This is a genomic window from Flavobacterium sp. WG21 (assembly GCF_000335775.1).
Taxonomy (GTDB): domain Bacteria; phylum Bacteroidota; class Bacteroidia; order Flavobacteriales; family Flavobacteriaceae; genus Flavobacterium; species Flavobacterium tructae.
Map to the genome: position 1 here is coordinate 17253 of NZ_AMYW01000004.1, position 13765 is coordinate 31017.

At 33.0% G+C, this 13765-nt stretch carries 12 protein-coding genes; 5 read left to right on the top strand and 7 right to left on the bottom strand.

Annotated features, from left to right (window positions below; translation table 11 throughout):
* Positions 1-21: 21 nt before the first annotated feature.
* The 3 genes from C245_RS0104375 to C245_RS0104385 form a co-directional block, all read right to left on the bottom strand.
* Positions 22-1773: a hypothetical protein gene (locus tag C245_RS0104375; RefSeq protein ID WP_026109864.1), complete on the bottom strand. Its 1752-nt coding sequence runs from the start codon at positions 1771-1773 to the stop codon at positions 22-24.
* A 127-nt stretch (positions 1774-1900) separates the two neighbouring features.
* The gene (locus tag C245_RS0104380) at positions 1901-2764 is read right to left on the bottom strand and encodes a PhzF family phenazine biosynthesis protein (protein ID WP_017495365.1); all 864 of its coding nucleotides are present in this window, start codon (positions 2762-2764) and stop codon (positions 1901-1903) included.
* Positions 2765-2891: 127 nt separating this feature from the next.
* The gene (locus C245_RS0104385) at positions 2892-5906 is read right to left on the bottom strand and encodes a tetratricopeptide repeat protein (RefSeq protein ID WP_017495366.1); all 3015 of its coding nucleotides are present in this window, start codon (positions 5904-5906) and stop codon (positions 2892-2894) included.
* A gap of 363 nt (positions 5907-6269) precedes the next feature.
* Between C245_RS0104385 and C245_RS0104390 the strand changes: the two genes are divergently transcribed.
* From C245_RS0104390 to C245_RS0104400, 3 genes are read left to right on the top strand one after another with little or no spacing between them, the layout of a single operon-like run.
* Positions 6270-6953, top strand: a complete 684-nt coding sequence (locus tag C245_RS0104390; RefSeq protein WP_026109865.1) for a cell division ATP-binding protein FtsE — start codon at positions 6270-6272, stop codon at positions 6951-6953.
* Positions 6953-7840, top strand: a complete 888-nt coding sequence (locus C245_RS0104395) for a glycosyltransferase (protein ID WP_017495368.1) — start codon at positions 6953-6955, stop codon at positions 7838-7840. The genes C245_RS0104390 and C245_RS0104395 overlap by 1 nt, the downstream gene beginning before the upstream one ends.
* Position 7841: 1 nt before the next feature.
* Positions 7842-8777, top strand: coding sequence for a glycosyltransferase family 2 protein (locus tag C245_RS0104400; RefSeq protein ID WP_017495369.1), 936 nt, complete (start codon positions 7842-7844; stop codon positions 8775-8777).
* Here C245_RS0104400 and C245_RS0104405 read toward each other — a convergent pair.
* Together C245_RS0104405 and C245_RS22675 are read right to left on the bottom strand one after the other, a co-directional pair.
* The gene (locus tag C245_RS0104405) at positions 8764-9168 is read right to left on the bottom strand and encodes an FdtA/QdtA family cupin domain-containing protein (RefSeq protein WP_017495370.1); all 405 of its coding nucleotides are present in this window, start codon (positions 9166-9168) and stop codon (positions 8764-8766) included. The genes C245_RS0104400 and C245_RS0104405 overlap by 14 nt on opposite strands.
* A complete protein-coding gene (locus C245_RS22675) occupies positions 9169-10005 on the bottom strand; it encodes a glycosyltransferase family 2 protein (RefSeq protein WP_157495777.1) in 837 nt (278 codons plus the stop codon).
* A gap of 165 nt (positions 10006-10170) precedes the next feature.
* Here C245_RS22675 and C245_RS24485 point away from each other — a divergent pair, with 165 nt between their 5' ends.
* Positions 10171-10512, top strand: coding sequence for a hypothetical protein (locus C245_RS24485; protein WP_051041431.1), 342 nt, complete (start codon positions 10171-10173; stop codon positions 10510-10512).
* Positions 10513-10559: 47 nt separating this feature from the next.
* On the top strand, positions 10560-11309 hold the full coding sequence (locus tag C245_RS22680; protein WP_051041432.1) for a glycosyltransferase: 750 nt from the start codon (positions 10560-10562) through the stop codon (positions 11307-11309).
* Between the two features lie 66 nt (positions 11310-11375).
* Here the strand turns inward: C245_RS22680 and C245_RS23585 are convergent, their stop codons facing one another.
* A complete protein-coding gene (locus C245_RS23585) occupies positions 11376-12371 on the bottom strand; it encodes a hypothetical protein (protein WP_017495372.1) in 996 nt (331 codons plus the stop codon).
* A gap of 339 nt (positions 12372-12710) precedes the next feature.
* Complete coding sequence (locus C245_RS0104430; protein ID WP_017495374.1) at positions 12711-13226, bottom strand: hypothetical protein; 516 nt, start codon at positions 13224-13226, stop codon at positions 12711-12713.
* Positions 13227-13765 lie beyond the last annotated feature (539 nt).

Genomic DNA, 13765 nt, shown 5'->3' on the forward strand with positions numbered 1-13765 from the left:
TGCTTTGCGGTTAAAAAAAACTTAAAAATCGAATTTGTAGTTTGCTCCAACTACTACCTGAAATCCTTGTACCGGGTAATTCAGCCATTTTTCATAGGCTTGATTCCCTATATTATTCAATTTCAGGAAACAGGTCAAACGCTCGTTGTATTTATACCCCAGATGAGCATTGGCATCAAAATAGCTTTTTAGTGTTGTAATTACCGGATCGGTTCCTAAGTTTACATTCGACTGCATGTCTTTTCGTTCTCCCACAAAGAAAACATTCAGTCCTGCATACCATTGTTTGGTGATATTTACATCCAGATTAGAACTCAATTTCATAGAAGGCAAATTCCACGCTTCTATACCGTCATATTTGTAACTATTGAAGGTTCCATTAATTCCGAAAGAAACATTTTGAGAAAAATCAGCTTTTAATTCCCCATAAAAACGGAAGGTTCTGATATCATCATAAATCACTCCAAAAGAGTTTCCAAAGCCATAATTTTGATTAGAAAAATCTTCTGTGTAATCGTTACTTCTGTATAGTGCTTTATCTTTTTCATTTAGATAAGAACCCGTAAGATTGTAACTAACATTGTTGGCCAACTTTCCTTTTAAACCCGCAAAAACAGTATACTGATTGTTGGTAGGTTTCACTAAAAGTGTTGGAGATAAAAACGGATTTTCAGTCACAAAATCAGCATAGGAATTTTGATTCAAACCTCCATTTACTCCTGTATAAAAAATCATCAAATCTCCTACCAGCTTATAGGAAGCATTTACTTTTGGATAAATATAAAACTTGTTTCCGCTGTTTTCAGAATCCAAGCTATAAAACAAGCCTGCTCCCAACTCCAGTGTCCAATCATTTTCTAACATTACAAAGCTTGGTTCAATTCCAAAATTAGTCAGACTGTACTTCAAAGGCTTTGTATTATCATACGCATAATTATGTTCGAAAGATCCGCTTACGTGATCTACAATAATATTGGTATTGATAGCCTGGTCCATTATATCTACCTTAAAAGAAGGTTTTACATAAAAACGGTTTTCTGATGACGAAAAACTATCTGAAAAATGCGTAAACTTAGTCGAAATCTTACTGAAAACACCTTCTGTAAAAGCTACGTTACCGCCTAAAGAAATGGTATTATATGAATGATTTGGATTAATTCCTCTTATTAAATCATCACGCATCTGTCCCGCTAAAGTTGACCCAAAATCAGCCGGTAAACCGTACCAGTTGTACAATTGATTCTGATAGCCCAGATCGACATTCCATGACATATCACGATTGTTTACCCCATATCCTACATTCAATGCTGTATCATAAAACTCATCGTTTAATTCTACACCTTTAATTCCTCCCTGAGAAGAATGGTGACGAAACATACCCGCCACATAATCGTTGTTTCCTAAATCCTGATTGACAAACAATTCAGCGTTTAAAGTTCCGTAATTCCCTACTCCAAGCGTAGCATAATTGTTAAATAATTTTTCTTTTTTAGATTTCTCAACACCTTCCGCTTTTCCTTTTGAAGGAGTAAATGTAGAGGCTACAGGAACAGATAAAATACTGTACTTTATCGTTTCTTTGGGCTGATTACCGCTATCGTCAAGCGAAGGAGTTTCCTTTACTTTGAAAGCATCTGAAATCGTTGGCGAATAGGGCTTTACTACGTTTACAGTTTCTGTACCGATTGTTTCATTCTTCTTTTGCGAAAACGAAAGCTGGACAACAAACATTACTAGTAAGATGATGATTTTATTCTGGCAATTAATTTTCATATATCTTTTTTTTGAGAGGAAAGAGAATAGAATAAAGAGTATCGACTTCCCTCCTTTTCTAAATTTTCTTTTTACTCTATAATTCTACCTTCTTTATTCTATTCTCTTTACTCTTTACTCTTTACTCTTAAACTTCCCACTCTCCTTTTGCGACAAACTGAGCTTTACCTCCTATTTTGATATCAAATTGATTTTCGGTCAATTGCCCTTTAAAATAAATTTGAGACGGACGATTAATATAATCTCCCTGATAATTGATCATTTCAAATTGCGGCAAATGATATTTCAAAAGAAAAGCCTGTAAACAAGTACTTGCGCTTCCGGTTGCTGCATCTTCAACCAATTGATTGTGCTCGATACACAACATTCTGCTAAACAATTTTGAGTCTTCCAGATAATAAAAATACAAGGCTCTGTGAGCTGTTTTACAGTTGTTTTTCATCCATTCATCTGCTTTCTCTTTATCTAAAACCAAATTTTCCAATGCTCTTTTATTGCTCAGTCCAACCATCACAAAAGCACTTCCGGTCGTTACTTCCTGAATTGGGAATTGATTCTCAAAATCTTCTTTTTTCAGATTGCTGAATAAGGTGAAGTCTTCCTTTGCATAAATATCCCAAAACTTAGGCTGTGCAGCTTTTAACCAAATTAAATCTTCAGACTGATGAATCAGAATTGGTCCAATAGGAACTTCTAATGTGATATTCTCATGGGAATTATCAAATATTTTGTTGATTAAAACCCAAGAAGTTCCAATTATAGGATGTCCTGCAAACTGCATTTCATGAGCAGGAGTAAATATTCTGATCTCTGCTTTGTTTTTTTCTCTGTCAAGCTTTGTTATAAATGTGCTTTCTGCAAAATTAATCTCGCGTGCCATCTGCTGCATTTCTTCAGTACTTAGATTCTCTGCTTCCGTAAAAACGGCTAACTGATTTCCTGTATATTTTTTATCGGCAAAAACATCAACTATATAAAATGGTAAACTCATAAACTATTTCTTTTTTTATTTAGATGATAGAGTCAAGATACAAGACTTCTATTCTATATTCTTGCATCTTTACTCTTGTATCTATTCTCTTGTATCTATTCTCTATTCCCTATTCTCTTTAAAACACTTACTTGGTGATCGACGAATTTGTTTTCGACTCTTCCAGTTTTATGGCACTTAACTCTTTCTTAGCTTCTTCAACAACATCCGGATAATCGGTAAAATTGTTAATGACGTTGTCTAAAATATAAGTTGCCTGATAACTGTCTTTTAATCCGTAAAAATTCTTTGCCATTAGCACCAAACTTTTCGCTCCGTAATATTTGTAAGCCGAATAGTTTTTAGCCAGCTTTTGTACTGAAACATTAGACGCATCAAATTTTCCTTCTTTGGTTTTAAAATAAGCATCATAATACAAGGCTTCCGCTGCTAATTCTCCTTTCGAAGTTGCCGATAATTTAGCATAGGCCGTTTTGGCCTTGTCTTCGTTTCCAGTTTGCATTGCCGCACGTGCCACGATAATTTGTGCATCGGCCTTTACATTTACATCGGCTTTTGCGTTTTGCAATACTTTATCAGCATACACTACAGCATTGTCGTAATCTTTTTTATCGTAATAACATTTCATCAGGTTCGCCTGTGCAAAGTTTTTATTCTGAGGAAAATCAGCTTCGTTTTCTAAACGTACTAAAACCGGAATCGATTGATCACAATCTTTTGCTTTAAGGAAAATCTGTGCAAGTCTGCTCAACGATTGCTCCGTAAATTCACTTCTTGGCTGATCAGTCACATACTGATAATTTGCCACTGATTTTGTTTCCGACCCTTCGGCAAAATACAATTGTGCTAAATAAAAGTTAGCTTCCAGCGCATGCATTCCTTTCGGAAATTTGCTCACATAACCTGTAAAACCAGTTATGGCTTGCTTACTGTTGTTCTGACTATATTGTTTGAAAGCCGCATCATAAGTATCATTATCCAGCTCGGCATCAGTAACCGCTACAAAATCTAAGGTACGTACCCAGGTCGCATATTCATCCACCTTTCCTGAGTCGACATAAATCAATCTGGCTGTCGAAACGGCTTCTAAAGCTTCGGGAGTTTTAGGAAACTCTGCTGCTACTTTTTTAAACTTCACCAAAGCCTGATCATCGCGATCTGAATTGTAATAAATCAATCCTTGTTTTAAAATTGCTTTCGAAGTAAACGAACCGTTTTTAAATTCTGAAATCAGCTGATCGTAAGTTTTAAGTGCCTGATCGTTCTTTTTCTCCGCAACATAGGTATTCCCTAATTCGTATAAAGCATCATCTCGATAAGACGACTTTTTATACATCTGAAGGAAATTGCTCAATTCATCTGCTTTCTTATCATTTTTGGACATAAACCCGTAAGAAATTGCTTTCTGAAACTGTGCATAATCGGCGTCAACGCCTTTTGATTCAATGGCTTTTGAGTACGCTTCATTTGCCGCACTGTACTTTGAACTCACAAATCGGCAATCGCCCAAACGCAAATACGAATCGTTCAAACGTACTTTATCTTCTTTCGAATTGTCAATTTGTGCCTGAAAAGAATTCCCTGCCTGATCGTATTCTTTTTGTTTAAAATAAGCATAACCAATATTATAATTGATGTTTTTATACTCATTAGTAGTTTTTGCCGCAGCTAATCCTGCAAATTGCTTGTAGCTTAGTAAAGCATTCTGAAAATCATCGGTCATATATTCCGTTTCGGCTTTCCAAAAAGTGGCACGGGCTGTAAATTCAGGAGTCTTTTGTTCGCTGACAGCATTTTTGAACATTTTCCCCGCTTCAGGATAATTAGATTCATTGTACAATTCTACACCTCGGTAGAAAAGCACTTTTTGATAAGCCGCTTTATTCTCTGCCGACCTGTTTTTTTCTAATAACGAAAGTGCTTCTTTGTAGTTTTTTGAAGAAATATAAGAATCAACCAGTAATTTTTCTACTTCAGATCTACTTGAATTATTTGGATATTTCTTTAAAAAATCGAGCAAAATTCCCGGTACAGTTTGATAGGCATTCCCAATTTCATAACTCAATTTTGCATAATTTAATGCTGCGTCTTCCTGAATTTGCGCATTGAAATCCATTTCAGAAGCATTTTTAAACGCATTTAAAGCCTCCTGTTTTTTACCTGTATTTAAATATGCTAAACCTAAATGGTAGTACGCATTTTGAGCTACAAAATCTTTTCCTTCAATAATTTTATTGAATTGGGAAATTGCTTTTTCATACTCTTTTTGTTCGTAATACGCATATCCCAATTGATAAAAATCGGTGTTATTCCACTTTCCTTTTTTACCGGCATATTGCTCTAAAAACGGAATCGCTTTACCATATTGCTTTAAATTGAAATAACTTTCTCCAATAATTTTATTCAGTTCTGACTTTTCCAAATCATTCGATTTACTCATGGCTTTTTGCCCCAAATCGATTGCTTTTTGGAAACTCCCCAACTTAAAATTCATGTCGGCCTGATAATACGAAAGCTTTTCTTTGTACTTTTCTTCGCCTGAAACTTCATCAAAATATTTTGTTGCTTCTTTATAATCATCACCTTCATACGCCATAAATCCCAAGTAATACTTGGCTTGAGAACCAAAATCGGGAGAATTTACCACTTTGTTAAAATAAGTAGTTGCTTCCTTTTTCTTTTTAGCAGTGAAATAACTGTATCCTTTTTGAAAATTAAATTTATCTGAGTCTGATTTGCTCATGTAAGTTTCATCTACTTTATCAAACCATTGCAACGCTTTCGGGTAATTTCCCTGTTCAAAAAAATACTGAGCCACTTCAATATACGCCTGATTTTGTTTTGTACTTGTCGGATAATCGTGTACAAATTTCTCCATCAGAGCATCAGCATTTACTTTATTCGTTCGAATGGCACAATTGGCGATATAATAAGCACAATCGGATTGAACTTCCTCAGTTGTTGCATTATTTTTTACATATTCGAAAATAAGTTGAGCCGAAGCATATTGTTTGTCATTGTATAAAGCCAGTGCTTTGTCAAAATCCTTTAAGTCGTAAGTATAAATAGCTGATTTTTGTGCCGAAACTATGGTTGAGAAAAGGATAATTGGGAGTAAAAAGAACCAGGAAAGTTTACGCATTTTAATTATATTTAGTATTCAAATGTATCATTTTATACCGTTTATAACGAAACGTTCCTTGAATTTATTATGAATAAATATTTTAATCGCAATTATTAAACCATATAGTAAACGCCAAAAGATTGGTTCTCAAACTTTACAGAAATATTTTTATGTTTTACAATTGAAACAACGATTCTGTTATGTTTGACACAGATTTCACCCCTTCTCACAGATTGAAAAATGGACTTTAGCAAAAGGAATAAAATCATTCTAATTCATTAATCTGTGGCCTTTTTTTTGAAATTCCTCACAGAAATGATTAAAATTTATTTTGAATCCAAGCGTTATCTTATTACTTTTACCATTCAAATTAATTTTATTATGTCGCAAACCGTACTGTCTCTTAAAGAAGTCACTATATATCAGGAAGGAAAGAAAATTTTATCTCACATTAATTTAGATGTTCAGCATGGTGAATTTATCTATATCATTGGAAAAACAGGTTCCGGAAAGAGTAGTTTCATGAAAACACTTTATGGTGATTTGCCTTTAACTGAGGGCGAAGGACATATCGTTGAATTTGATCTGGCGACTTTAAAAGAAAGCGAAATTCCTTATTTGAGACGTAAAATCGGAATTGTGTTTCAGGATTTTAAACTACTTCCGGACCGTTCGGTAAAAGACAATATGCTTTTTGTTTTAAAAGCTACCGGCTGGTCTGAAAAAGAAGCCATGGAGCATAAAATCGATGAAGTTCTGGATAAGGTAGGCATGAAAGAATTCCTAAACAAAATGCCACATCAACTTTCAGGAGGTGAACAGCAGCGTGTTGCTATTGCGAGAGCACTGTTAAACGATCCTGAATTTATCTTAGCCGATGAGCCAACCGGAAATCTTGATCCGCAAACCAGCTCAGAGGTTCTTGAAGTACTTAAAAAAATCAATGCCAACGGTAAAACAGTGATCATGGTAACCCACGATTATGCTTTACTGATGAAATTCCCGTCTAAAACCCTAAAATGTGAAGACGAAAGAATTTTTGAAGTGGTACAACGCAGCGTATAGTGCTTTCTATTTTAATTCCGGTTTATAATTATGATGTTTTGCCACTTGTTTTAGAGCTGAAGCATCAGGCTGATAATTTAGGAATTGCATATGAAATCATTGCTCAGGATGATGCCGGTACTAAATTTATTAATGAAAACAACCAGATTAATTACTTAGAAAACTGCTCTTTTTTTGTTAATACAGAAAATTTAGGCAGAGGTAAAAACATCAATTCTTTAGCCCATAAATCAGAATACGAATATGTTTTGATTATGGAAGCCGATGCTTTACCGAAGAATAAGTCTTATCTCAAAAATTATATTCATTTATTATCAAAAGCACCTAAAGTAATCTTTGGAGGTGTTGAATATCCGGACACAGTTCCTCCCAAAGAAAAATTACTTCGATGGAAATATGGAATAAATAGGGAAATCAAACCTTTAGAATACAGACTTAAGAACAATTATAATTTTACATTTACATGGAATCTGCTTTTAAAAAGGGAAATCCTTTTGCAGTTTCCTTTTCCTGAATTCATAAATGAGTATGGTTACGAAGATTCTATTTTTATACAAAAACTTCGATTAAATTCTGTTCCTATTACTCATATTGAAAATATATTAGTTCACCATAATCAAGAAGATAACATTGATTTCATAAGAAAAACTGAAAGAGCAGTCAAAAATCTTCACAACCTGATTTCTTCTCGAAAAATAGATTCAAAAGACATTAAACTAAACAGGATTTATTCCTCTTTAAAAAAGTTTCATCTAACAGGAGTTTCAAGGTTAATTTATGAAAAAAGCAAAAACATAGTACTCGCTAATTTAATATCAAAAAAGCCTAATCTGTACGTACTGGATTTCTATAAATTAGGTTATTATTGCACTTTAAAAACCAAGTAACATGGCATTTTTCTCTGTTGTCATTCCATTATACAATAAAGCTGATTATATCGAAAATACTATAAAAAGTATTCTCGATCAAACTTTTGCAGATTTTGAAATTATTGTAATAAATGATGGATCTACAGACAATAGCATGGCAAAAGTCCAAGGGTTTAATGATGACCGCATACAACTTTACAACGAAAAAAATCAGGGAGCCTCTATAGCAAGAAATCTCGGAATTGAAAAAGCAAAATGTAATTACATTGCTTTTTTAGACGCAGATGATTTATGGGCACCTAATCACCTCGAAACTTTAAAAACTTTAATAGAAAAATTTCCGGATGCGGGTATTTTTGCTTCTCGTTACGAGTTAGTATTTAGTAATGGAAAAAATTATATTCCAAAGTTTAAAGAAATCTCTACTGCTTTTGAAGGCATTATTCCGGATTACTTTGAAACCAGTTTACCTTATCCTATAGCTACCTCATCTTCAATTGTAATTCCGAAAAACATATTTAAAGAAATAGGTGACTTTAAGCCAAGCATATCCAGTGGCCAGGATGTGGATATGTGGATTCGAATTGCATTAAAATATTCCGTTGCATTGAGCAATAAAGTTACGGCATCTTACCTGCATTACATCGAAAACAGTCTTTCGAAAACCCCAATACTGGAAAAAAACTTAAAGAATTTTGAGGACTATGAACAAGAAGAAAAAAGCAATCCAAGCTTAAAAAAATATCTTGACGTTTATAGAATAGAATATGCTTTACAATATAAAATTGCCGGTGAAAACAAAAAATCGAAAGAATTGCTTCAAAACATCCTAAAAGAAAATATTTCTTTTAAAACTAAAGTTATATACTGTCTGCCCAGATACGTGTTAATACCATTACTCAAAATAAAAAAACTTTTAAGGCGAAAAGGTTTTAACTTTTCTATTTATCAATAGTCTTTTTCGAGCACATAAATTTATCAAAATCTCTAATGTAATCATCTTCTATATAAACTTCTGAAGCTACAACCAGGCAAATTGAACCCGAAGAAAAATTTTGAAGTTCACGCCAAATTCCCGGATTGATTAACAAACCTTCATACGGTTTATTTAAAGTAACAATCTTCTCTTCTTTTCCATCGTTTAAAACAACATCAAAACTGCCGCTTAAAGCAACCAAAAACTGTCGAAGATCTTTGTGCGCATGCCCGCCTCGTTCTGATCCAGCCGGAACATCATATAAATAATACACTCTTTTGATACTGAAAGGAATAATATCATTTTCAATTACTGAAAGATTCCCTCTTCGCTCTTCTATTTTAGGGATCGATAAGATTTGTATATTCATTTATTTTTCATTTTTGTATTGTATGCTTTCAAACTTTTTATATCCCTCGTATGTCCTATTAAGAGCTTTTTTAATACCCGTGAATTTCAAATTCTTTTGCTTCAAGTCAAAAAGTAGCTTGATAAATAACCAAAGAATAGCTTTCTTTTTTAAAATTCGGAAAAATAATGCTCCATTGATGTAATATCTTTCTATTACCTCTTTTTTATCCGAAGAAGTCTGCTGATGATGTTTTACAATTACTTCGGGCACAAAGACAAGCTGTTTATTTTCCTTCTTCAAATCTGAAAGAAAAATTGCTTCTTCTCCTAACTCGAAAATTCCTCCCAGTCCAAAATTCTCATCAAATCTACTTTTAGAGGTATTAAGAATCTTTTTATTTAGCGTAATTTCTATTGAGCTTGTCTTAAAAATATCAAAAATATTTAAATTATTTTTTAAACGAGAAGGATATTTTTTCATTAGATCTCCTTTTGAATTTACAGCACAAAAACTTATAACTGATGCCTCAGGAAATTTATTATATGCTTTAACAATATTAGTACTAAATCCTTCTTCATAAGTTATATCATCATCAGCAATTAAAAGAATTTTTCCCGTCGCATTTTTAAAGGCTAAATTTCTACTTTTTGACAACCCTTTTTCAAACGAATTTACAACTCTGACATTGGAATAAGCAGATGTCAGAATTGTATCATTTTGGGTTTGATTAACAATCAAAAGGTGAAAGTGAGAAAAATGAGAAAAAGGAAACATTGGCACTAGAAAATCTAATGAATCTCTGTTCATTGTAGAAATTAAAATTTCAATATTATCAATAGTATAGATCTCTTTCAAGTGGTTTTCATTCTTAAACAAATGTAATTTTTTTTCTCCTTGAAATACAAAATGCAGTTCTGTTTTGTTTTAAAAAGGAAAAATAACACCTTTACTATATTTGATCTATTTCAATAACCAAATTGTTTTACATTTACTTTTTTTTCTTTTTACTAATTAAAATATATGCGAATTTTACTAATTGGAGAATATAGTCTTTTACATAATTCTTTAAAAAAAGGACTAGTAGAACTTGGACATGAGGTTCTTTTGATAGGAAATAGGAATGGCTACAGATGTTATCCTGTAGATTACAATCATGAACCAACATTTTTTAAAAGAAAAATTTTCACTATACCCAGAAAAATAATTTATAGGCTGTTCAAATTTGATTTAGCAAGTTTAGAATCTGGTATTCGTTTCTATTTATTTCTTCCTAAATTAAAAAACTATGATATCGTACAATTTGTTAACGAATCATCAATAAAAACAACGAGAAAAATAGAACTATATTTGATAAAAAAATAATACAAAATAATAAGCGTTCTTTTCTATTATCTTGTGGATTAGATTATATGACTCTTAAGTTTTATATTGAGAATAAGGACTATAAATCTATTTATCAACCTTCATTAGAAAAATCAAAACCCTCAAAAGAGTTCAACTGGTTTAATGAATACTTAAAAAAAGGGCATATTAAAATCCATGAATATATTATGAGTACTTTCGATGGGTTAATTGCTACTGATTTCGATTATTTAGATGCTACAAAGAATTATCCTATTTTTTCTAAATTTATACCCTATCCGGTAGATTGCACTAAACTAATTTTCAAAGATCTAATCATTCAAGATAAAGTAATTATTTTTTTAGGCATTAACAAATACAGCTATCATCAAAAGGGGATACCGTATTTTGAAAAAGCACTAAAAATTATAAAAGAAAAATATAACGATAAAGTAGAAATTATAATTACCAATACAGTACCCTATCCTATTTACATTAATTTATACAACAAATCTCATATTCTCCTAGATCAAGCCTTTAGCCAAGACCAAGGATATAATGCTCTCGAAGCAATGGCAAAAGGAAAAGTAGTATTTACTGGTGCTGAAGATGATTTCGTAAATTATTATAAATTGAAAGAGAGAGTTTGCATAAATGCCATTCCTGATGTAGATTATCTAGTAAATGAATTGTCATATTTAATAGAAAATCCTAACGAAATAATAGCAATAGGAAAACGTGCCAGAGCCTTTGTTGAAAAAGAACATGATTACCTCAAAATTGCGGAAGAATATTTAAAAAGTTGGAAAATTAGCTAATAAGATAAATTGCCTAGAATAATAACTTCTTGGCAACTACGAAAATTATGCTTAAAACTATATGTATTACTTTTTCTCCAATAGGATTTTTATTTGAGTTTTTAATTCCTGAAGATCCCTATTTTGCTCTTCAATCCTTTTATTCTGCTCAATCAGATAAAGCGTTAATTCTTCTATTTTTTCTTGTTGAATCTTAATCATTTCTCCAAGTTCTAAGCCATTTTTCGTAATTTCCTTTGCTGAAGGTACATTTTTTAAATGTCCATTTTTAGCAATGTATTTTTCAACTTCTTTTAAATCTGGTAACTCGTAATCTTTACTAAAAACGTAATCGGCCCAAGTATTGTAAACTTTTACCTCTTCGGCTCGAATTTTTCCTTTTACAGAAAGTTTGTAACTATCAGCTCCATCTGTAAAATTTGAAGTCCCAATACCTATTGCTGAAGCAAAATAACCGGTACCATTGACAGCAAGTGTATTGGCATTCGCGGTGTCAGGAACCCACTGATCATAACCAATTTGTAATCTGCTGTTAATTTGAGAAACACCATCTGTTAAGGCTGCCGGGATAGCACAAAGCCAAATATTTTGTTTGTTGTCTCTGCCTAAATTCAACGAAGGATATGGCATACCTGAAATATCATTTGAGATTCGTAATCCAACATCCGTAATACCACTTAAATTAGAACCCGTTACTGTCCCCCACCCTTTGAGCAATTCAAAAACTTTGCCTGATCCAACCGTTTTTCCATTTATGAAGAGACGATAAAATTCGGTGTTAGCGGAGAATATGGCCACAGGGTCAGAAGAAATACTATTCTTAAATGTTTTTTGCCCAGAAAACGTTTGGTTATCAGTCGTAATTAATCCCGTTGCTATTGAACTGGCATACGGAATATTCAATGTTATAATAGGAGTTGTTGTACTGTTTGTTACAGCAGAATTCACATTTGTTCCTGAAGTACCAATAGCTAAGGCACCAACCGAAGTGACTGTTCCTGTTTGGCTAAAAGAGAACATGGTTCCTAAAAATAATACTGATGCTAAAACTATTTTTTTCATAACTAATTGTTCTTTATTTTTTTACCACTTAAAAAATGACTATATCTCTAAGTTTATTTTTAATAATTAATTGCAACTATTGTAAATGCTCTTGTTTCATAAATACCTGCAGCCGTTGTTTCAGGTTTATTAATTTGATGTACAAAATGATTCTATCCGGAAACTACAAGTCCTGTAACTGCCTCTTGCCAGAAATTACCTCCTGTAAGTGCAGCACCAGTTCCTCCTGAAACAGTTCCAAAAGCAATCATCCCCACAATCCTGAATTTGCAAAACTTCCTCCAAGGCCGCTCATTCCGGTATTCGTTACTGCAGCACCTTTTTTGCCTTTAAAAACCTTTAAAATTCAATTCTAACTCCTATTTGATTACCACTTGCTACTAAAGTGGTTTTAGTCCCTGGTTTATAATTTTCTACCAAACCTTCATTATATTTCGCAATGGCAGATTTAATCTTTCTGGTATACCCCATCTTAATAGGGATAGAGGCGATAATCATCGCACCACCAATAATCGCAGCTGTAAAACTGGTAGGTTCGGACTTAACTGTAGGTCCGTAACCATTACTCGCATAGGAAACAGTAGTATTATCCTGAGTTAAACCCACTATTAAATTGGCAACCACAAGACCGCTGCCTCCATAAAAAAGTACATTCCCCCATGTTTTTTTGTTACGCCCGGCATTATAAAGTGCTAATGCTTCCGCATTGGTGTCCAAATAGGCACGAACCACATTGGATGATAGTTTTTTATTTTCGGCATCGTTGTAAACGACTCCTCCGCTTCTGTAACTCAGTTGTTGCGAGAATACTGATACGGATAGTACTAAAAATAAAGTGGTAATTATTGATTTCATGATTCTAGATTCTACTATTTATTATTACTTTTTTGTCCCAATATGGCAAACACATAAAAACATCCTTAAACAAAAACTGTCACATGTTAGACATTACATGAGATACAAAGTTTTACAACTTTACGACTACTTGCTACACTTTTTACAAAACCTACTTCTTTATAAACCTTTGTCGCTACAAAGTCGGGAGAAACGAAATTTTTCCCGCTATTGATATTGCTCGTAAAATTGCCAATATTCTTGAAGTTTCCTTAGACTATCTTACAGGCAGAAAAGATGTGCAAATTGATAAAAACACCAGTAGCCTTATTCTTGAAGTGGCAAAGTTTGAAGAAACCGACCACAATCATATTTTCTCCATTATCGATACCTTTATCACTAAAAGAAAAATTCAAAGTATTTTGTAAAACAATAAAACCTAGCATCGCTCGGCTTTTGTTTATGTTTGACTAATTATTAATATCAATTCTTTTCCCGTCATTTACTAGATTACTCAGAATTTTTATATATTCTTTTGTTTCTCCTGCTGGCGCGAGCGT